The sequence below is a fragment of the Mycolicibacterium sp. MU0053 genome (assembly GCF_963378095.1).
GTDB lineage: Bacteria > Actinomycetota > Actinomycetes > Mycobacteriales > Mycobacteriaceae > Mycobacterium > Mycobacterium burgundiense.
Window position 1 is genome coordinate 1,351,207 of sequence record NZ_OY726397.1, and the last position, 20,464, is coordinate 1,371,670.

Below are 20,464 nucleotides of genomic sequence, written 5' to 3' on the forward strand. Positions count from 1 at the left end.
TACTCGTGCACCGACGGTTCGTCGTTTAGCCGCGAATCCCGGAGATCGCCGTTGCCAAGCTGACGGTGGCACTTCGTGTCCGGGGATAACCCGGCACACCGAACCCTTGCTGGACACACCGCGAGGGAAGAAAGGAAATCCGTGACTGATACGGACCTCATTACGGCTGGGGACGCCACCTCGAAGGCGGATCTGCCCCAGGCTGTGAACTCCGACCCTCCCGCCGCCGCCGCAAAGGCCCCGGCCAAGGAAGCAAACTCACTGGCCAGCATGGTGTTGCCGGAGCTACGTGCGCTGGCCGCCAAGGTAGGTGTCAAAGGCACCTCCGGAATGCGCAAGGGCGATTTGATCGCCGCGATCCGCGAACGCCAGTCGGCGGGCGACAGCGCCCCCTCCAACGACAGCCCTGAGCCCAAACAGGGCGCCAGCGCCGGCCAGGCCCGTAAGGCCGGCGACAAGGCCGCTGCCAAAGACGCCCAGGCTGCGGATGCGTCCACGCCTGCCGCCACCGAGCCGAAGGCCGAAGCCGCCCCGGCGGCGCCCGCCGAAGACGCCGGCCAGCGCAGCGAGACCCCGCGCCGTGAGCGCCGGGGCGCTTCCCGTGACTCCGGCGCTCCGGCCGCTGAGAAGCCCGCCAAGGCGGTGCAGACCGATTCCGCTGGTGCCGGTGCCGAAGACGGCGCAACCGCCGGCCGCGAGGACACCAGGCAGGACCGCGGGAGCGAGCAGCAGAACCGCCGCGGCGAGCAGAACCGTGGCGACCAGAACCGCAGTGACCAGCAGAACCGCGGTGGTGACCAGCAGAACCGTGGCGACCAGAACCGCGGCGAGCAGAACCGCGGTGGTGACCAGCAGAACCGTGGCGAGCAGAACCGCGGTGGTGACCAGCAGAACCGCGGCAACCAGAACCGCGGGGATCAGCAGAACCGTGGGGATCAGCAAAGCCGCGGCGACCAGAACCGCGGCGGCAACGCCGACAACTCCGATGATGACGACGACAGCCGGCACGGTCGGCGCGGACGTCGTTTCCGTGACCGTCGGCGCCGCGGCGAGCGTTCCGGTGAGGGCGGCGGCGAGACCGAACTGCGCGAGGATGACGTCGTACAGCCGGTCGCGGGCATCCTCGACGTGCTGGACAACTACGCGTTCGTCCGGACCTCGGGCTACCTGGCCGGACCCAACGACGTCTACGTCTCGATGAACATGGTGCGCAAGAACGGTCTGCGCCGCGGCGACGCCGTCACCGGCGCGGTGCGGGTGCCCCGGGAGGGCGAGAGCAACGACAAGAATCCGCGCCAGAAGTTCAACCCGCTGGTCCGGTTGGACAGCGTCAACGGCGGACCCGTCGATGCGGCGAAGAACCGTCCCGAGTTCGGCAAGCTGACCCCGCTGTACCCGAATCAGCGGCTGCGCCTCGAGACCGCCCCGGAGAAGCTGACCACTCGGGTCATCGACCTGATCATGCCGATCGGTAAGGGTCAGCGCGCCCTGATCGTGTCCCCGCCCAAGGCCGGTAAGACGACGATCATGCAGGACATCGCCAACGCGATCACCCGCAACAACCCCGAGTGCCATCTGATGGTCGTCCTTGTCGACGAGCGGCCGGAAGAGGTCACCGACATGCAGCGCTCGGTCAAGGGCGAGGTCATTGCCTCGACCTTCGACCGTCCGCCGTCCGATCACACCCAGGCGGCCGAGCTGGCCATCGAGCGCGCCAAGCGCCTGGTGGAGCAGGGCAAAGACGTTGTGGTGCTGCTGGACTCCATCACGCGCCTCGGTCGTGCGTACAACAACGCATCGCCGGCCTCGGGCCGAATCCTGTCCGGTGGCGTGGACTCCACCGCGCTCTACCCACCCAAGCGTTTCCTGGGTGCGGCCCGCAACATCGAAGAGGGTGGCTCGTTGACCATCGTCGCCACCGCGATGGTGGAGACCGGTTCGACCGGTGACACGGTCATCTTCGAGGAGTTCAAGGGCACCGGCAACGCGGAACTGAAGCTGGACCGCAAGATCGCCGAACGCCGGGTGTTCCCCGCGGTCGACGTCAATCCGTCCGGTACGCGTAAGGACGAATTGCTGCTCGGCGCCGACGAGTTCGCCATCGTGCACAAGTTGCGTCGGGTGCTGTCGGGGCTGGATTCGCATCAGGCGATCGACCTGTTGATGAGCCAGTTGCGCAAGACCAAGACCAACTACGAGTTCCTGGTTCAGGTCTCCAAGACGGCTCCGAAGTCGCCGGAAGACATGGACTGACCCGCAGCCGCAACAACCGGAGAATCCCTCGCCGCCGTCGCGCGTCGGGGGATTCTTCGGTTGCGGACCCGGTTCAGGTTCGAGGTGCCAGTGCGGGCATCAAATAGCGGTTGAGGAAGCGCGACACCGCGTCGTGATCGTCGACGTCGACGTGTTGGCCGGGCACGGTCGCCAGACTCAGCAGGTTCCGGGCCACCCACTCGGTGGCCTCGGACAGGTTCTCGACCTCGATTTCGTTGCGGTCCAGGGCGGCCGCCAGGTAGGGCTCCCAAAATGCGGTCAGGTCCGGGATCAGGCCCTGCACGCCCGCGCCGGCACACGCGGCGAACTCCTCGGGCTCATCGACCCGGAGTTTCATCACCAGCGCTCCCGGTGAGTCGTAGGCGCTGCGCCCCAGTCGGATGCCCTCGGCGATCTGCGCTGCCAAGTTGTCGATCTCGGCCAGCACCGTATGGGCCTCACCCCAGAACGCATCATTGAGCCGCACGATCGCAGCACCGAGCAGGGCGGCCTTGTCCGGGAAATGGCGGTACAGCCAGCCGCGCGAGACGCCGGCCAGTTCTGCCACCTCGGAGACGGTGGTGGCGCGAATACCCTTGGTGCGCAGGCACTCCTCCGCAGCATCCATCAGGCGCTCACGCACCGGCGGGACGGCCGCGGGGGCGTTGGTGTCGGAGCTGTCGATCACGGTGTCAGGTCCTCACGTCATACGGCCGTTTGGCATATCTTCGCAGAGCGGTGCCGCACCCACGGGGGGTGATGCGCCGACTATGGAGTAGACAAATCTAAGGTTCTGTTCACTGACACTCACGGATTGGGCGGTACGACCGGTGGCACAGGCTTCCCCGACATTCCAGACCATTCAGGAACTGTTGCGCGCTCGGCGGGCCGAGACCGCCCTCGCGGTGCGGTTCGACGACCGGCAATGGACCTGGCAGGAGCACCTCGACGAGGCGGCGGCGCAGGCCGCGGCGCTGCTGGGAGTCATGGACACCACCCGACCGGCGCACGTGGGCGCGCTGTTGGGCAACACTCCCGACATGCTCGCCGCGATGGCCGCCGCGGGCCTCGGCGGCTATGTGTTGTGCGGCATCAACAACACCCGTCGCGGGCCTGCCCTGCAGCGCGACATCCGCCACGCCGACTGCCAGATCCTGCTCACCGATGCCGAGCACCGTGGCCTCATCGAGGGGCTGGACTTGCCGGGTGTGCAGGTCCTCGACACCAGCACGCCGCACTGGGCCACGCTGCTCGCCGAGGCCGGCCCGCTGGTACCGCTTCGCGAGGTCGGGCCCACCGACACCTTCATGATGATCTTCACCTCCGGGACCAGCGGCGACCCGAAGGCCGTCCAAATCGCCCACATGACGGTGCTGTTCGCCGGCTTGGCGCTGGTGGAACGGTTCGCCGTGACGCCGCAGGACGTCTGCTACCTGTCCATGCCGTTGTTTCATTCCAACGCGCTGCTGGCCGGCTGGAGCGTTGCCGTGGGCGCCGGCGCCGCGATGGCGCCGGCGACGTTCTCGGCCTCGGGGCTGTTGCATGATGTGCGGCGCTACGGCGCCACCTACCTGAACTACGTCGGCAAGCCGCTGGCCTACGTGTTGGCCACACCGGAGCAACCCGACGATGCCGACAATCCGCTGCGGGTTGCCTTCGGCAACGAGGCCAGCGACCGCGACATCGCCGAGTTCGGTCGCCGTTTCGGCTGCACCGTATGGGACGGTTTCGGCTCCAGCGAGGGGGCGGTGATCGTCACCCGTGAGGACGACTGCCCGCCGGGTTCGGTAGGCAAGGGCTTCCCCGGCGTCGCGATCTACGATCCCGACACCGTCACCGAATGCGCGGTGGCGGAGTTCACGTCGCACGGCGCACTGGCCAACGCGGACAAGGCGATCGGCGAACTGGTGAACACCACCGGGGCGGGACTGTTCCAGGGTTACTACAACGACAGCGCCGCCACCGATGACCGGCTGCGGCACGGCATGTACTGGTCGGGAGACCTGGCCTACCGCGACGCCGACGGGTGGATCTACCTGGCCGGGCGTACCGCCGACTGGATGCGCGTGGACGGCGAGAACATGACCTCCGCGCCCATCGAGCGGATTCTTCTGCGCCACAACGGGATCAACCAGGTCGCCGTGTATCCGGTGCCGGATGAGCACGTCGGCGACCAAGTGATGGCCGCGATCGTGCCCTATCCGGATGCCGACCTGGTCGCCACGGAATTCGGGGATTTCCTGGCCGCGCAAGCGGACCTGTCACCGAAGGCGTGGCCGCGCCGGGTCTGGATCACCGACGCCCTACCGTCGACCGCCACCAACAAGGTGCTCAAGCGGTCGCTGGTGGCGTTGGGTCCGTCCCCCGACGGCGGCCGGCTCTGGGTCCGGCCCGCGCGCAGCGCGACCTTCACAGAACACGATCGCCGCACCACCTGAAGGTGATGCGGCGACCGTGATGCCGTAGCCGGGCTGGTGTCAGCCGACGCTGACGTTAGGCACCGGCGGGATGGCCGGCGGGGCCGGAATCGCCGGCGGAGCCGGGATGTTCACATCCGGCGGGGCCGGGATCGCCGGCAGGGCCGGCACGTTGACGTTCACATCCGGCGGCGGCGGGATCGCGGGCGGGGCCGGGATGGCCGGCGGCGGCGGAATCACGACATCGGGTGCGGGCGGTATGGCGGGCACCGGCGGTACGTCGACATCGACGCTGGGACCCGGGGGCGCCGGAGCCGGAGTGGTCTCCGCCTGGGCCAGTCCCGCGGTGAGGCCGAGTGCCGCCACCCCGATGCCAGCGGCAATCCCGCTAGGTACGAGTAGCTGCTTCAGTTTCATCGCGCGTCTCCTCTTCGTGTGGATGGGATCATCGGCGGTGCTGCCGCTGTCCTGTCTTCAGGGCTACCCAGCGCGGCCGCGACCAACACATGAAATTCGGCCGGCCGTTCCAAAATCTGGGAACGCACTGGTGGCGCCCGGGGGATTTCACCGCGGGAATCGGGCGGCGTTCCCAGGCGTTTAGGACTACGGCGGCTGAACTGGCATAATGGACCGCCGACCACCTCCGGTTCCGGTTCACGCCCTAACACACCAGTTCAGAGCGGGCGACCCGGCGGCCGACGATTGAAGAGGACACCATGAAAACGGGCATTCACCCTGACTACAAAGAGACCACCGTGGTCTGCGGCTGTGGCAACAGCTTCACCACCCGCAGCACCAAGAACAGCGGCCACATCGTGGTCGAGGTGTGCTCGCAGTGCCACCCGTTCTACACCGGCAAGCAGAAGATCCTCGACAGCGGCGGCCGCGTCGCCCGCTTCGAGAAGCGTTACGGCAAGCGCAAGGCTGCCGACGACGCCAAGGCTGCCGACGACAAATAGCTGTGTGAACGGCGCCCGATGCCCGCGTATGCGGTTGTCGGGCGCCGGTTCTTTTTGCCACTTGGAAGCAGTCGGCGTTAGGAGGCTCGCGTGACCACCAGTGCCATCGACGCGCTGTTGGCCGAACACGCCGACCTCGAACGGCAACTCAGCGAACCGGAGTTGCATGCCGATGCGGGCAACGCGCGCCGGGTGGCCCGCCGCTTCTCGCAGGTCTCGCCGATTGTCGGGACCTATCGCAAGCTGGAGGCGGCGCGCGGTGACCTCGAAGCGGCGCGCGAACTCGCCGGCGAAGACGAATCGTTCGCCGCGGAGATACCCGAACTCGAGTCGCGGGTTGCCGAGTTGGACCAGCAACTGATGGACCTGCTCGCCCCGCGCGATCCGCACGACGCCGACGACATCCTGCTCGAGGTGAAATCTGGTGAGGGCGGCGCGGAATCGGCCCTGTTCGCCGCCGACCTGGCGCGGATGTACATCCGCTATGCCGAACGGCACGGCTGGAGCGTGACGGTCCTCGACGAGACCACCTCGGACCTCGGCGGCTACAAGGACGCGACGCTGTCGATCACCAGCAAGGGCGATTCGCTCGACGGGGTCTGGTCGCGGCTGAAGTTCGAAGGCGGGGTTCATCGCGTCCAGCGGGTCCCGGTGACCGAATCCCAGGGCCGGGTGCACACCTCGGCCGCCGGCGTGCTCGTCTACCCCGAACCTGAGGAGATCGGCCAGATCCAGATCGACGAGTCGGACCTGCGGGTGGACGTCTATCGCAGCTCCGGCAAGGGTGGTCAGGGGGTCAACACCACCGACTCCGCGGTGCGCCTGACCCACCTGCCCACAGGCATCGTGGTGACCTGTCAGAACGAGCGTTCGCAGCTGCAGAACAAGGCCCGGGCGTTGCAGGTCCTCGCGGCGCGCCTGCAGGCGCTTGCCGAGGAGCAAGCCCAGGCCAGCGCCTCCGCCGACCGGGCCAGCCAGATCCGCACGGTGGACCGCAGCGAACGCATCCGTACCTACAACTACCCCGAGAACCGGCTGACCGATCACCGCATCGGGTTCAAGGCCCACAATCTCGATCAGGTGCTCGACGGTGAACTCGACGCGCTTCTCGATGCGTTGGCCGCCGCCGATAAGCAAACCCGGCTTCAACAGAGCTGATGGCGCGCGTGGACACGCGGACGGCCGTCGCCAACGAGCTCATCGCGGCTACTCGGACGCTGTCGGCGGCCGGTGTCGACTCGGCCCGCGCCGATGCCGAGCAATTGGCCGCCCACGTGCTGGGCGTCGACCGCGGCAGGTTACTGCTCGCGGACCCGTCCGCAGACTTTGTCGACAGGTTCCGGAGTCTCGTCGCCGCCAGGTCGGAGCGGATCCCGCTGCAACACCTCGTCGGCACCGCGCCGTTCGGCCCGCTGACGCTGCGGGTGGGACCGGGGGTGTTCATCCCGCGACCAGAGACCGAGTCGATGCTCGAGTGGGCGATGCGCGAGGTGGGAACGCTTGCATCGCAGCCGAATCCGCTCATTGTCGACCTGTGCACGGGCAGCGGTGCCCTCGCCGTCGCGCTCGCCCGTCATCGACCGGACGCCACCGTCCTGGCCATCGACGACTCGGCCGCGGCCCTCGAGTACGCCCGACACAACGCCGAGGGCACCGGGGTGCGGGTGCTCCAGGCCGACGTCACCGAACCGGACCTGCTGCGCGAACTGGACGGCCAAGTGGACCTCGTGGTCTGCAACCCGCCCTACATTCCCGTTGGGGCGCCGCTGGAACCCGAAGTCGCCGAACACGATCCGCACCACGCCTTGTTCGGGGGAGCGGACGGGATGAGCGTCATCGGCCCGGTCACCGCGCTGGCCGGGCGGTGGCTGAAGGCAGGTGGCGGGTACGCCGTCGAGCATGACGACACCACCTCGGCCGCTACTGTCGATCTGATCCGCCGCACCGCGTTGTTCGACGAGATCCGACCGCGACCGGATCTCGCCGGGCGGCCGCGGTTCGTGACCGCCGTGCGTGGCCGCGGCCCCGCCACCCAGAGGAAGCAGCAGTCATGAGCAGATTGTTCGATTGCGCCGACCCGGACCAGCGGCAGACCGGGATCGCCGCGGCGGTCAGCGCGGCCAGGGACGGGCGACTGGTGGTGCTGCCCACCGACACCGTCTACGGCCTGGGTGCCGACGCATTCGACAGCGACGCCGTGGCCGCTCTGCTGGCGGCCAAGGGACGCGGCCGGGACATGCCGGTCCCGGTCCTGGTCGGGTCCTGGCACACCATCGAAGGACTGGTGTACACGGTGCCGCAGGCGGCCCGCGAACTGATTCGGGCGTTCTGGCCGGGCGCGCTGAGCCTCGTCGTACGCCAGGCCCCATCGCTGCAGTGGGATCTCGGCGACGCGGACGGCACCGTGATGTTGCGGATGCCGCTGCACCCGGTGGCCATCGAGGTGTTGCGGGCCGTGGGCCCGATGGCCGTCTCCAGCGCCAACATCTCCGGCTACCCGCCCGCGGTGACGGTCAACGAGGCGCGTGAGCAACTCGGCGACCAGATCCAGGTCTACCTCGACGGCGGCCCCGCCGAGCAGCGTGCGGCCTCGACGATCGTCGACCTCACCGGCCCGACACCCAGAATCCTGCGGGAGGGCCCCATCTCCGCCGAGTCCCTCGCGAGCGTGCTCGGCGTGGCGCCCGAGTCGCTGCAGGACTGATTCCGCTGGGGTCTTGGCGATGTCCAGTACGGTTTATGCGGTGGTGAGTGCAGGCAGTCCAGGCACGGTTCTGGCCGACGGTCTGTTCGCCCTCTCCGACCGCGGCGCCGGCGTCCCGCTGCGCGAGTTGGCCCTGGTGGGCCTGACCGCGGCGATCATCACCTACTTCGCCACCACCCCGGTCCGCGTGCTGGCCACCAAGATTGGTGCGGTCGCCATACCCCGCGACCGGGACGTGCACGTCAAACCCACGCCCAGGATGGGTGGGCTGGCGATGTACATCGGCGTCGTGGCGGCGGTCTTTCTGGCCTCCCAGTTGCCGGCGCTGACGCGTGGGTTCGTGTACTCCAGCGGGATGCCCGCCGTGGTGGTCGCCGGCGGGCTGATCATGGCGATCGGTCTGATCGACGACCGCTGGGGACTGGATGCGCTGACGAAATTCGCCGGCCAGATCACCGCGGCCAGCGTGCTGGTCACCATGGGGGTGGCCTGGAGCGTGCTGTACATCCCGATCGGCGGGGTGGGCACCATCGTGTTGGATCAGACGGCGTCGATCCTGCTGACGCTCGCGCTGACGGTGTCGGTGGTCAATGCCATGAACTTCGTCGACGGCCTGGACGGGTTGGCGGCCGGACTCGGCCTGATCACGGCGATGGCGATCTGCGTCTTCTCGGTGGGGCTGCTCGCGGACCACGGCGGGGACGTGCTGTTCTATCCGCCGGCAGTCATCTCGGTGGTGCTGGCCGGGGCCTGCCTGGGGTTCCTGCCCCACAACTTTCACCGGGCCAAGATCTTCATGGGCGACTCCGGATCGATGCTCATCGGTTTGATGCTGGCCGCCGCGTCCACGACGGCGGCCGGGCCCATCTCCCAGAACGCCTACGGCGCCCGCGACGTATTCGCGCTGTTGTCGCCGTTCCTGCTGGTGATCGCGGTGGTGTTCGTGCCGGCCCTGGACATGCTGCTGGCCATCGTCCGCCGCACCCGCGCCGGGCGCAGCCCGTTCAGCCCCGACAAGATGCACCTGCATCACCGACTGTTGCAGATCGGCCACTCGCACCGACGCGTCGTGTTGTTGATCTATCTATGGGTCGGCATCGTCGCGTTCGGCGCGGCCAGCACGATCTTTGTCGATCCGCGCTACACCGGCGCGGTGATGCTGGCGGCGATCGTCGTCGCCGTCGTCGTGACCCTGATTCCCTTGCTGCGGCGCTCGAACCGGGGCCTCGAAGACGGGTTCGAGGACTACTTCGAAGGCCGATACGACGTTAAGTAGTAGGCCCCCGATTCGGGCCTCTACCATGTGGTACCGTTCTGGCAGAACCCGAAAAACCTCGCGGGTTGCCGGCCCGGCCCACGGTCTGAAAAGTCCGATCGGCGCCACCAACGACCGGTAGTAGACCGACACTTATTTGACGTACAGGGAGTTACCCCTTGGGTGAGTCGAGGGCGCATGCGCGCCTCCGATACGCTCAGCGGGCACGCAACCGCCGCGAGATAGAGGAGAGGCCGTGACGACGCCAGCGCAGGACGCGCCGTTGGTGTTTCCGTCCGTTGCATTCAGGCCGGTGCGCCTGTTCGCGATGTGTGTCGTACTCGCCGGTCTCGTGACGGCCGCGGCGGCCTTCCTCGGTCATGCGATGTTCGGGGTGTTCTTCGGTATCGGTTTGGGCCTCGGTCTGTTCAACGCGCTGATGGTGCGGCGAGCGGTCGAAGCGATCACCGCCAAGGATCATCCGCTCAAGAGCCAGATGGCGATGAACTCGGCGACGCGCCTGCTGGTCGTCACCGTGATCGGTCTGGTCATCGCGTTCTACTTCCGCCCGACGGGTCTGGGAGTGCTGTTCGGCCTGGCGTTGTTCCAGGTTCTGCTGGTGGCGACGACCTCGCTGCCGGTCCTGAAGAAACTGCGCTCTGGTTCCGACGATGCCGCAGTGCCTGTTTCCGAGCCTGTTTCCAAGCCTGCCTCCAACGACGGATTTGCTTCGAAGGATTGAACCCGCACATGACTGAAAACGTCCTCGCTCTCCAGGTCGGACACCACGTTCAACAGCAGTGGTTTGGTATGACGGTCAACGTCGACACCGTGCTGTCGACCGCGATCGCCGCGGCGATCGTCATCGCCCTGGCGTTCTTCCTTCGCGCCAAGGTCACCTCGACCGGTGTGCCCGGCGGTGTGCAGTTGTTCTTCGAGACGGTGACGATTCAGTTCCGCCAGCAGGTCGAGAGTGCGATCGGCATGCGGATCGCCCCGTTCGTGCTGCCGCTGGCGGTCAGCCTGTTCACCTTCATCCTGATCTCCAACTGGATTGCGGTGCTGCCGCTGCAGTACACCAGCGGCGGGATGGAACACGAACTGCTCAAGGCGCCGGCCTCCGACGTCAACTTCGTCTTCGCGCTGGCAGGGTTCGTCTTCATCGCCTATCACGCGGCCGGCATCTGGCGCCGGGGCGTGATCGGCCACCCGGTCAAGCTGCTCAAGGGTCACGTGACATTCCTGGCCCCGATCAACCTCGTCGAGGAATTGGCCAAGCCGATCTCGCTGTCCCTGCGACTCTTCGGCAACATCTTCGCCGGCAGCATCATGGTCGGTTTGATCGCGATGTTCCCCGCGTACATCTTGTGGGCGCCGAACGCGATCTGGAAGGCTTTCGACTTGTTCATCGGCCTCATCCAGGCGTTTATCTTCGCGCTGCTGAGCATCCTGTACTTCGGGCAGGCGATGGAACTCGACCATGACGATGAACACGCGGAAGCGCACTGACCCGACCGACTTGTAACAAGAAACAAGAGCCAGAACCAACAAAGAACCCCTGGTGGACAAACGGCTACCAGCTATCAAGGAGGATATGAATGGATCCCACAATCGCTGCCGGCGCGCTCATCGGCGGTGGTCTGATCATGGCCGGCGGCGCGATCGGTGCCGGTATCGGTAACGGTGTTGCCGGTAACGCGCTGATTTCGGGTATCGCACGTCAGCCGGAAGCTCAGGGCCGACTGTTCACTCCGTTCTTCATCACCGTCGGCCTGGTCGAGGCGGCGTACTTCATCAACCTCGCGTTCATGGCGCTCTTCGTCTTCGCCACTCCGGTCGGCTAATTCAGCGATATGGGTGAATTGACCGCAACCGTCCTGGCGGCGGAGGACGTGGGGGAGACAGGTAACTTCCTGCTTCCCAACGGCACGTTCTTCGTCGTGCTGTTCATCTTCCTGATCGTGCTCGGTGTGATCGGTAAATGGGTGGTGCCGCCGATCAGCAAGGTGCTCGCCGAACGTGAGGCCATGCTGGCCAAAACTGCCGCCGACAACAAGAAGGCCGCGGAGCAAATGGCCGCGGCTCGCGCCGACTATGAGCAGGCGATTGCGGGTGCGCGGGGGGAAGCCTCCGCCATCCGTGACGAAGTACGAACAGAAGGTCGCAAGCAGATCGAGGAGTCGCGTGCCGGCGCCAGCGGTGAGGTCAGCGAGAAGCTCCAACGCACAAGCGAGCAGCTTTCTCAGACCGCGTCCGCTACCTCGAATGAATTGCAGCCATCGGTTGACGGTCTTTCGACCAAGCTCGCGAGCCGGATACTCGGGGTCGATGTTTCCGGGGCCGTTGCCTCGGACGGGAGGCGCTGATGTCCACATTTATCGGGAACCTCATCGGGTTCGCCCTCATCGTTCTGCTCTTGCGGAAGTACGTCGTACCGCTGATTGCCAAGATGATGAAGGCGCAGCAGGACGCGGTCCGGGAGGCTCTGGACGAGAGCCAGTCGGCGTCGCAGAAGCTCGCGAGTGCCGACGAGGACCACGCCAAGGCGTTGGAAGACGCCAAGAAGGATGCGCAGCGGATCACCGAGGAGGCTCGCACCGATTCCGTGCGTATCGCCGAGCAACTCCGTGAGCAAGCGGCACTCGAGGCCGAGCGGGTTCGGAGTCTGGGTGAGCAGCAGGTGCATCTCCTGCAGCAGCAGACCATCCGGGAACTGCGACAGGGCCTCGGCGCGGAATCGGTCGAGAAGGCCAGTGAAATAGTCCGCAACTATGTCGCCGACCCGGAAGCGCAAGCCGCCACGGTCGATCGGTTCCTCGACGAACTCGATGCGATGTCGCCGTCCGCGGCGGCATTCGACGCCGGCGCCTCGCTGAATCTGCGGGCTTCCAGTCGTGAGGCCCTCGCCGAGGTGGCCAAGAAGTTCGAGCAGGTCACCAAGGATCTTGACGCCGGTGCGCTGAGCACACTGGCCGACGAACTGGCCGCGGTGGCCGGGGTTCTGCTCAGTGAATCGGTAGTGCTGAAGCACCTCGCCGATCCGGCCGATGACTCTGAGCCCCGTATTCGGATGGCCAACACGCTGTTCGGTGGAAAGATCGGTGCACCCGCGCTCGAGCTCGTGAGCACCGCGGTGGCCCAGCGTTGGTCGGTCGAAGCAAACCTGATCGATGCCATCGAGCATCTCGCCAGGTTGGCCCTGCTGGTGGGGGCGGACCGCGCCGGCGAGAGCGAGCAGGTCGAAGACCAACTGTTCCGATTCGGCCGGGTGCTCGACGAGCAGCCGCGATTGACGGCGCTGCTGTCTGACGACACCACGCCGGCGGAACGTCGAGTCGGCTTGCTGCACAAGATTCTTGGCGATGCGGTGGGGACGGCGAACCCGACCACTGCTGCATTGCTGAGCCAGACTGTCGAGCTGCTGCGGGGTGCACGCGCCGATCTGGCCGTCGCTGACCTGGCGGAACTCGCGGTCTCTCGGCGGGGCGAGATCGTGGCGCACGTGACGGCCGCGGCCGATCTCCGCGATGCGCAGCGCAACCGTCTCACCGAGATCCTGGGCCGCATCTACAGCCATCCGGTTGCGGTGCAGCTGAGCATCGACCCGGCCCTGCTGGGTGGACTGCAAGTCGCGGTCGGCGACGAGGTCATCGACGGGGCTATTTCATCGCGGTTGGCGGCGGCCCGCGCCGGCCTGCCGGACTGACCAACTAGAACTCGAGCAGTAGACAAACGAAGGCAGGAACGAAAGACCATGGCAGAGTTGACAATCTCCGCTGCTGATATCGAAGGTGCCATCGAGGATTACGTATCCTCGTTTTCCGCCGACACAGGGCGTGAAGAGGTCGGTACCGTCATTGACGCTGGCGACGGTATTGCGCATGTCGAGGGCCTGCCCTCGGTCATGACGCAGGAACTTCTCGAGTTTCCAGGTGGCGTGCTCGGTGTGGCGCTCAACCTCGACGAGCACAGCGTCGGTGTGGTGATCCTGGGCGACTTCGAGAAGATCGAGCAGGGCCAGCAGGTCAAGCGGACCGGCGAGGTGCTTTCGGTGCCCGTCGGTGACGGCTTCCTCGGACGCGTCGTGAACCCGCTCGGTGAGCCCATCGACGGTCAGGGCGACATCAAGGCCGACGCCCGTCGCGCCCTGGAACTGCAGGCGCCCTCGGTGGTGCAGCGGCAGGGAGTGTCCGAGCCGCTGCAGACCGGCATCAAGGCGATCGACTCGCAGACCCCGATCGGTCGCGGTCAGCGTCAGCTCATCATCGGCGACCGCAAGACCGGTAAGACCGCGGTGTGCATCGACACCATCTTGAACCAGCGGGAGAACTGGGAGTCCGGCGATCCCAAGAAGCAGGTCCGCTGCGTGTACGTGGCCATCGGCCAGAAGGGCACCACCATCGCCAGCGTGAAGCGGGCGTTGGAAGAGGGCGGTGCGATGGAGTACACCACCATCGTCGCGGCCCCCGCCTCCGACGCCGCCGGCTTCAAATGGCTTGCGCCCTACACGGGTTCGACCATCGGCCAGCAGTGGATGTACGACGGCAAGCATGTGCTGATCGTGTTCGACGACCTCTCCAAGCAGGCCGACGCCTACCGCGCGATCTCGCTGCTGCTGCGTCGTCCGCCGGGCCGCGAAGCCTTCCCGGGTGACGTCTTCTACCTGCACTCGCGCCTGCTCGAACGTTGCGCCAAGCTCTCCGACGAGCTCGGTGGTGGATCGATGACCGGGCTGCCGATCATCGAGACCAAGGCCAACGACATCTCGGCGTTCATCCCCACCAACGTCATCTCGATCACCGACGGCCAGTGCTTCCTGGAGTCCGACCTGTTCAACCAGGGCGTGCGGCCGGCCATCAACGTCGGTGTCTCGGTGTCTCGCGTCGGTGGCGCGGCCCAGATCAAGGCCATGAAAGAGGTCGCCGGCTCGCTGCGTTTGGATCTGTCGCAGTACCGCGAGCTGGAGGCGTTCGCCGCCTTCGCGTCCGACCTCGACGCCGCGTCGAAGGCGCAGCTGGAGCGCGGTGCCCGTCTGGTCGAGCTGCTCAAGCAGCCGCAGTACTCGCCGATGTCGGTCGAGGACCAGGTGGTCGCGATCTTCCTCGGCACCAAGGGCCATCTGGACTCGGTCCCGGTCGAGGACGTGCAGCGCTTCGAGACCGAGTTGCTCGAGCACGTGAAGGCCAGCCACGACGGGATCCTCACCGAGATCCGGGAGAGCCTGAAGCTCTCGGAGCAGACCGAGGAGAAGCTCGTCGAGGTCATCAACGACTTCAAGAAGGGCTTCCAGGCCACCGACGGCAGCTCGGTAGTCGTCGACGACAAGGTCGAGGCCATGTCGGACGAGGACGTCGAGAAGGAGTCGGTCAAGGTCCGCAAGTCCGCTCCGCCGAAGAAGAAGTAGGGATCCGGATACCAGATGGCAGCCACACTGCGCGAGTTGCGCGGCCGCATCCGTTCCGCGGGGTCGATCAAGAAGATCACCAAGGCCCAGGAACTGATCGCGACGTCGCGGATTGCCAAGGCGCAGGCCAGGGTCGAGGCGGCCCGGCCGTACGCCGAGGAAATCACCACCATGCTGACCGACCTGGCCGGTGCCAGCGCGTTGGATCACCCACTGCTCGTGGAACGCGAGAACCCCCGGCGCGCTGCCGTGCTGGTGGTCTCGTCGGACCGCGGTTTGTGCGGTGGCTACAACGCGAATGTGCTGCGGCAGGCCGAGGAGCTCTTGGCGCTCCTGCGGGACGAGGGTAAAGACGCGGTGCTGTACGTAGTCGGCCGTAAGGCGTTGGGCTACTACAGCTTCCGTAACCGCGAGGTCACTGAATCGTGGACCGGTTTCTCTGAACGGCCCACCTATGAGGACGCCAAGGTGATTGCCGACACCTTGGTCGAGGCGTTCATGTCCGGCCAGGACGACGACGGTGATGATGCCGGCGCCGACGGTGTCCTGGGCGTCGATGAACTGCACATCGTGTTCACCGAGTTCAGGTCGATGCTCTCGCAGGTCGCCGAGGCGCGTCGGATCGCGCCGATGGTGGTCGAGTATGTGGGCGAGGCCGAGGAAGGACCGCACACGCTGTTCTCCTTCGAGCCGGATGCCGAAACGCTCTTCGGCGAGTTGCTCCCGCGTTACGTCGCGACCCGTGTCTACGCGGCGATGCTCGAGGCTGCGGCCTCGGAGTCCGCGGCGCGGCGCCGAGCGATGAAGTCCGCCAGCGACAACGCCGACGACCTCATCAAGGACCTCACGCTGCAAGCCAACCGCGAGCGTCAGGCCCAGATCACCCAGGAAATCAGCGAGATCGTCGGCGGCGCCAATGCGTTGGCCGATGCCAAATAGACCCACACCGTAGGAAAGCGAAGAGATATGACTGCCCCCGCAGAAGCTAAGAAGGACACCACCGGGCGCGTGGTTCGCATTACCGGCCCGGTTGTGGACGTCGAGTTCCCCCGTGGCTCGGTACCGGCGTTGTTCAACGCGCTGAACGCCGAGATCACCTATGAGGAGCTGGCCAAGACGTTGACGCTGGAGGTCGCGCAGCACCTCGGCGACAACCTGGTGCGCGCCATTTCGATGCAGCCCACCGACGGCCTGGTCCGCGGCGTGGAGGTGACCGACACCGGCAAGTCGATCTCGGTCCCCGTCGGCGACGGCGTCAAGGGCCACGTGTTCAACGCGCTGGGCGAGTGCCTCGACGAGCCCGGCTATGGCAAGGACTTCGACCACTGGTCGATCCACCGCAAGCCGCCGGCCTTCTCCGACCTGGAGCCCCGCACCGAGATGCTGGAAACCGGTCTCAAGGTCGTCGACCTGCTGACGCCGTATGTGCGTGGCGGCAAGATCGCGCTGTTCGGCGGTGCCGGCGTGGGCAAGACGGTGCTCATCCAGGAGATGATCAACCGCATCGCCCGCAACTTCGGTGGTACCTCGGTGTTCGCCGGTGTCGGCGAGCGCACCCGTGAGGGCAACGACCTGTGGGTCGAGCTTGCCGATGCCGACGTGCTCAAGGACACCGCGTTGGTGTTCGGTCAGATGGATGAGCCGCCGGGCACCCGTATGCGGGTCGCACTGTCGGCGCTGACCATGGCGGAGTTCTTCCGCGATGAGCAGGGGCAGGACGTGCTGCTGTTCATCGACAACATCTTCCGCTTCACGCAGGCGGGCTCTGAGGTGTCGACGCTGCTCGGCCGGATGCCGTCCGCCGTGGGTTACCAGCCCACGCTGGCCGACGAGATGGGTGAGCTGCAGGAACGCATCACCTCGACTCGTGGCCGGTCGATCACCTCGATGCAGGCCGTGTACGTGCCCGCCGACGACTACACCGACCCGGCGCCGGCGACCACGTTCGCGCACCTCGACGCGACCACCGAGCTTTCTCGTTCGGTGTTCTCGAAGGGCATCTTCCCGGCCGTGGACCCGCTGGCCTCGAGCTCGACCATCCTGGACCCGGCGGTCGTCGGTGACGACCACTACCGCGTCGCTCAGGAAGTCATCCGGATCCTGCAGCGCTACAAGGACCTCCAGGACATCATCGCGATTCTCGGTATCGACGAGCTGTCCGAAGAGGACAAGCAGCTGGTCAACCGGGCCCGCCGGATCGAGCGTTTCCTGAGCCAGAACATGATGGCCGCCGAGCAGTTCACCGGCCAGCCGGGTTCGACGGTGCCGCTCAAGGAGACCATCGAGGCCTTCGACAAGCTGACCCAGGGCGAGTTCGACCATCTGCCGGAGCAGGCGTTCTTCCTGATCGGTGGACTCGACGACCTCGCCAAGAAGGCCGAGAGCCTCGGCGCCAAGCTGTGATGAGCGCTTGCGCGAAGAACCGACAAACACAGTCGGTTTCGATATCTCGGAAGGTGGTGCGTGGTGGCTGAACTGGACGTCGATATTGTCGCCGTCGAGCGCAAGATCTGGTCGGGCAAGGCCACTTTCGTCTTCACCCGGACCACCGCCGGCGAGATCGGCATCTTGCCGCGGCATATCCCGCTGGTGGCCCAACTCGTCGACGACGCGATGGTGCGCGTCGAGCGAGAAGGCGAAGATGACCTGCGCATCGCGGTAGACGGCGGATTCCTGTCGGTGACCGACGAAGGCGTCATCATCCTGGCCGAATCGGCCGAGTTCGAATCCGAGATCGATGTCGATGCGGCCAAGGCCGATTCGGAATCCGAGGATCCGGCGACGGCCGCCAAGGGTCGGGCCAGACTGCGCGCCGTCGGCCAAATCGCCTAGGGACACCTGCCATGAGCACGCCCATGATTGTGATGGCCGTGCTGGTGGCCGTGCTATTGCTGCTGGTCCTCGCCCTGACTTACCGCTTATGGAAGCTGCGTCAGGGCGGGACCGCGGCGATTCTGCGGGACACTCCCGCTGTCGCAGGACACGGCTGGCGCCACGGCGTGATCCGATACCGCGGTGGTGAAGCCGTCTTCTACCGGTTGTCGAGCGCGCGGTGGTGGCCCGATCGCCGGTTGAGTCGACGCGACACCGACATCATTTCCCGGCGGGCGCCGCGCGGCGATGAATTCGACATCATGACCGATCAGATTGTCGTACTCGAATTACGCGATACCGCCGCCGAACGGCCGGAGCGGCGCAACGGATACGAGATCGCGCTGGATCGTGGCGCGTTGACCGCTTTTCTGTCGTGGTTGGAGTCGCGGCCGAATCCCCGCGCCCGCCGACGCAGCACGTGATCGGCTAGTCGTTCGAACTCTCGGCCGCGGGCGCGGATGCCCCGCCGCCGCCCGGCTTCCACAACACGTCCCCGTCGGGATTCGCGACGCGCGACAGGATGAACAGCAAGTCCGACAGCCGATTCAGATACTTGGCGGGCAGCACGCTGACGGAACCCGGATGCGCATCGATTGCACTCCAAGCGGACCGCTCGGCGCGCCTGGCCGCGGTGCGTGCCACATGCAGCAATGCGGACAGCGCAGTTCCCCCCGGCAGTATGAAGGAGTTCAGCGGCTCGAGCGACGCGTTGAACTCGTCGCACCAGGTCTCGAGGCGGTCGATATAGGGCTGCGTGATGCGCAGTGGGGGATGGACGGGGTTGTCCACCACCGGAGTCGACAGGTCCGCGCCCGCATCGAAGAGGTCGTTCTGGATCTGTTGCAGCACCGAGGCCATTTGCTGGTCTGGGTTTCCGAGCGCCAGCGCCGTTCCGATTGCCGCGTTCGTCTCATCGCAGTCGGCGTAGGCGACCAGACGAGCGTCGTTCTTGGACACCCGGGAAAAGTCACTCAGGCCCGTGGTGCCGTCGTCCCCGGTGCGGGTGTAGATGCGGGTCAAATGGACTGCCATAGCCAAACCGTACCCGGGGGGAGTGACCGAGCTGACTGACACCTGCAGGTGTCCTGCTTAGACTGACCGCGTGACTGAGCGATTCGTGGTGACCGGAGGCTGCCGGTTGGCGGGCACGGTTGCTGTCGGCGGAGCAAAGAACAGTGTGCTCAAGCTGATGGCGGCCAGCCTGCTTGCCGAGGGCACCACGACGATCACGAACTGCCCAGACATCCTCGACGTGCCCTTGATGGCGGAGGTGCTGCGCGGATTGGGTGCCACCGTCGAACTCGACGGCGACACCGTCCGAATCACCTCGCCGGATGAACTCAAGTACGAGGCGGACTTCGCCGCCGTGCGGCAGTTCCGCGCCTCGGTGTGTGTGTTGGGTCCGCTGGTCGGACGCTGCAAGCGAGCCCGGGTCGCGCTGCCGGGTGGCGACGCGATCGGGTCGCGGCCGCTCGACATGCATCAAGCGGGGCTGCGCCAACTGGGCGCGAAGTGCAACATCGAACATGGTTGTGTGGTCGCCGAGGCGGAGTCGCTGCACGGCGCCGAGATTCAACTCGAGTTTCCGTCCGTCGGCGCGACCGAGAACATTCTGATGGCCGCGGTGCTGGCCCAGGGCGTCACCACCATTCACAACGCCGCGCGCGAACCGGATGTGGCCGACCTCTGCGACATGCTCAACCAGATGGGTGCCCAGGTTTCGGGGGCCGGCTCGTCCACCTTGACGATCGTCGGGGTGCCGAAGCTGCACCCCACCGAGCACCGGGTGATCGGCGACCGCATTGTCGCGGCCACCTGGGGTATCGCGGCGGCGATGACCCGCGGCGACATCACCGTCACCGGCGTGGACCCCGCGCACCTGCAGTTGGTGCTGCACAAGCTGCACGACGTGGGGGCCACAGTCACCCAGAGTGACGACGGGTTCCGGGTGGTCCAGTACGAGCGACCCAAGGCGGTCAACATCGCCACCCTGCCGTTCCCGGGATTTCCGACCGACCTGCAGCCGATGGCGATCGGACTGGCAGCGATCGCCGATGGAACATCGATGATCACCGAGAACGTCTTCGAAGCGCGCTTCCGGTTTGTCGAGGAGATGATCCGGCTGGGTGCCGATGCCCGCACCGACGGTCATCATGCGGTGGTGCGTGGAATTCCGCAGTTGTCGAGCGCACCGGTGTGGTCCTCGGACATCCGCGCCGGCGCCGGCCTGGTGCTCGCGGGGCTGGTTGCGGACGGAGAGACCGAGGTCCACGACGTTTTTCACATCGATCGGGGCTACCCGTTGTTCGTGGAGAACCTGGCGAGTTTGGGCGCAGAGATTTTCAGGGTAGGGTCTTAGGAGCAAGCACAGCAGTGCGGCGACCATCACAGCGAAGGACGCCACAGAGCAGCTTGACTTCCCAGTCCAGATCGGTCTAAGCTGGCAGGGTTGCCCCAAACCGGGGAAACAAAGAAGCAAGTCTGTTGTTTGAGAACTCAATAGTGTGTTTGGTGGTTTTTGTTTGTTGTTGTTTTTTGCCACATTCTGGGGCTTCCCGTGTTTTGGGGTGTGGTGTTTTTGATGCCAGTTTTTGGTGT

21 protein-coding genes are annotated in these 20,464 nt (G+C 66.1%); 18 read left to right on the plus strand and 3 right to left on the minus strand.

Annotated features, from left to right (window positions below; translation table 11 throughout):
* Positions 1-270 precede the first annotated feature (270 nt).
* On the plus strand, positions 271-2,253 hold the full coding sequence (gene rho / locus RCP80_RS06435; protein WP_416223202.1) for a transcription termination factor Rho: 1,983 nt from the start codon (positions 271-273) through the stop codon (positions 2,251-2,253).
* A gap of 73 nt (positions 2,254-2,326) precedes the next feature.
* Here rho and RCP80_RS06440 read toward each other — a convergent pair whose 3' ends face one another.
* Positions 2,327-2,881 carry a TetR/AcrR family transcriptional regulator gene (locus tag RCP80_RS06440; protein ID WP_308482727.1) on the minus strand — a complete coding sequence of 185 codons (555 nt, stop codon included), beginning with the start codon at positions 2,879-2,881 and terminating at the stop codon, positions 2,327-2,329.
* 202 nt (positions 2,882-3,083) lie between these two features.
* On the opposite strand from RCP80_RS06440, the gene fadD1 reads away from it, so the two are divergent.
* Positions 3,084-4,691: a fatty-acid--CoA ligase FadD1 gene (gene fadD1 / locus RCP80_RS06445; protein WP_308481543.1), complete on the plus strand. Its 1,608-nt coding sequence runs from the start codon at positions 3,084-3,086 to the stop codon at positions 4,689-4,691.
* Between the two features lie 39 nt (positions 4,692-4,730).
* Here fadD1 and RCP80_RS06450 read toward each other — a convergent pair whose 3' ends face one another.
* Positions 4,731-5,087 (minus strand): hypothetical protein, encoded by a 357-nt coding sequence (locus RCP80_RS06450; RefSeq protein ID WP_308481544.1) that lies wholly within the window; start codon positions 5,085-5,087, stop codon positions 4,731-4,733.
* Between the two features lie 299 nt (positions 5,088-5,386).
* Between RCP80_RS06450 and rpmE the strand changes: the two genes are divergently transcribed.
* From rpmE to RCP80_RS06525, 15 genes are all read left to right on the plus strand, one after another.
* Positions 5,387-5,629: a 50S ribosomal protein L31 gene (gene rpmE, locus RCP80_RS06455; RefSeq protein ID WP_308481545.1), complete on the plus strand. Its 243-nt coding sequence runs from the start codon at positions 5,387-5,389 to the stop codon at positions 5,627-5,629.
* 90 nt (positions 5,630-5,719) lie between these two features.
* Entirely contained in the window at positions 5,720-6,787 is a 1,068-nt protein-coding gene (prfA, locus tag RCP80_RS06460; RefSeq protein ID WP_308481546.1) for a peptide chain release factor 1, read from the plus strand.
* Positions 6,788-6,795: 8 nt separating this feature from the next.
* Positions 6,796-7,683: a peptide chain release factor N(5)-glutamine methyltransferase gene (prmC, locus tag RCP80_RS06465; protein WP_373693459.1), complete on the plus strand. Its 888-nt coding sequence runs from the start codon at positions 6,796-6,798 to the stop codon at positions 7,681-7,683.
* A complete protein-coding gene (locus RCP80_RS06470) occupies positions 7,680-8,333 on the plus strand; it encodes an L-threonylcarbamoyladenylate synthase (RefSeq protein ID WP_308481548.1) in 654 nt (217 codons plus the stop codon). Before prmC ends, RCP80_RS06470 begins: the two co-directional genes overlap by 4 nt.
* Positions 8,334-8,352: 19 nt before the next feature.
* A complete protein-coding gene (locus RCP80_RS06475) occupies positions 8,353-9,609 on the plus strand; it encodes a glycosyltransferase family 4 protein (RefSeq protein ID WP_308481549.1) in 1,257 nt (418 codons plus the stop codon).
* A 235-nt stretch (positions 9,610-9,844) separates the two neighbouring features.
* Positions 9,845-10,330: an ATP synthase subunit I gene (locus RCP80_RS06480; protein ID WP_308481550.1), complete on the plus strand. Its 486-nt coding sequence runs from the start codon at positions 9,845-9,847 to the stop codon at positions 10,328-10,330.
* 8 nt (positions 10,331-10,338) lie between these two features.
* Entirely contained in the window at positions 10,339-11,097 is a 759-nt protein-coding gene (atpB, locus tag RCP80_RS06485) for a F0F1 ATP synthase subunit A (RefSeq protein ID WP_308481551.1), read from the plus strand.
* Between the two features lie 89 nt (positions 11,098-11,186).
* Positions 11,187-11,432: a F0F1 ATP synthase subunit C gene (locus RCP80_RS06490; RefSeq protein WP_126332965.1), complete on the plus strand. Its 246-nt coding sequence runs from the start codon at positions 11,187-11,189 to the stop codon at positions 11,430-11,432.
* A gap of 9 nt (positions 11,433-11,441) precedes the next feature.
* Positions 11,442-11,954: a F0F1 ATP synthase subunit B gene (locus RCP80_RS06495; protein ID WP_308481552.1), complete on the plus strand. Its 513-nt coding sequence runs from the start codon at positions 11,442-11,444 to the stop codon at positions 11,952-11,954.
* A complete protein-coding gene (locus RCP80_RS06500; protein ID WP_308481553.1) occupies positions 11,954-13,294 on the plus strand; it encodes a F0F1 ATP synthase subunit B/delta in 1,341 nt (446 codons plus the stop codon). Before RCP80_RS06495 ends, RCP80_RS06500 begins: the two co-directional genes overlap by 1 nt.
* A 48-nt stretch (positions 13,295-13,342) precedes the next feature.
* Complete coding sequence (atpA, locus tag RCP80_RS06505) at positions 13,343-14,992, plus strand: F0F1 ATP synthase subunit alpha (RefSeq protein ID WP_308481554.1); 1,650 nt, start codon at positions 13,343-13,345, stop codon at positions 14,990-14,992.
* Positions 14,993-15,007: 15 nt separating this feature from the next.
* Complete coding sequence (locus RCP80_RS06510) at positions 15,008-15,931, plus strand: F0F1 ATP synthase subunit gamma (protein ID WP_308481555.1); 924 nt, start codon at positions 15,008-15,010, stop codon at positions 15,929-15,931.
* A 27-nt stretch (positions 15,932-15,958) separates the two neighbouring features.
* Positions 15,959-17,395, plus strand: coding sequence for a F0F1 ATP synthase subunit beta (gene atpD, locus RCP80_RS06515; protein WP_308481556.1), 1,437 nt, complete (start codon positions 15,959-15,961; stop codon positions 17,393-17,395).
* Between the two features lie 63 nt (positions 17,396-17,458).
* Positions 17,459-17,824: a F0F1 ATP synthase subunit epsilon gene (locus RCP80_RS06520; protein ID WP_308481557.1), complete on the plus strand. Its 366-nt coding sequence runs from the start codon at positions 17,459-17,461 to the stop codon at positions 17,822-17,824.
* A gap of 11 nt (positions 17,825-17,835) precedes the next feature.
* The gene (locus RCP80_RS06525; RefSeq protein ID WP_308481558.1) at positions 17,836-18,288 is read left to right on the plus strand and encodes a DUF2550 domain-containing protein; all 453 of its coding nucleotides are present in this window, start codon (positions 17,836-17,838) and stop codon (positions 18,286-18,288) included.
* A 4-nt stretch (positions 18,289-18,292) separates the two neighbouring features.
* Here the strand turns inward: RCP80_RS06525 and RCP80_RS06530 are convergent, their stop codons facing one another.
* Positions 18,293-18,898, minus strand: coding sequence for a cob(I)yrinic acid a,c-diamide adenosyltransferase (locus RCP80_RS06530; protein ID WP_308481559.1), 606 nt, complete (start codon positions 18,896-18,898; stop codon positions 18,293-18,295).
* A 70-nt stretch (positions 18,899-18,968) separates the two neighbouring features.
* Here RCP80_RS06530 and murA point away from each other — a divergent pair, with 70 nt between their 5' ends.
* A complete protein-coding gene (murA, locus tag RCP80_RS06535) occupies positions 18,969-20,225 on the plus strand; it encodes a UDP-N-acetylglucosamine 1-carboxyvinyltransferase (protein WP_308481560.1) in 1,257 nt (418 codons plus the stop codon).
* The last annotated feature ends 239 nt before the right edge of the window (positions 20,226-20,464 follow it).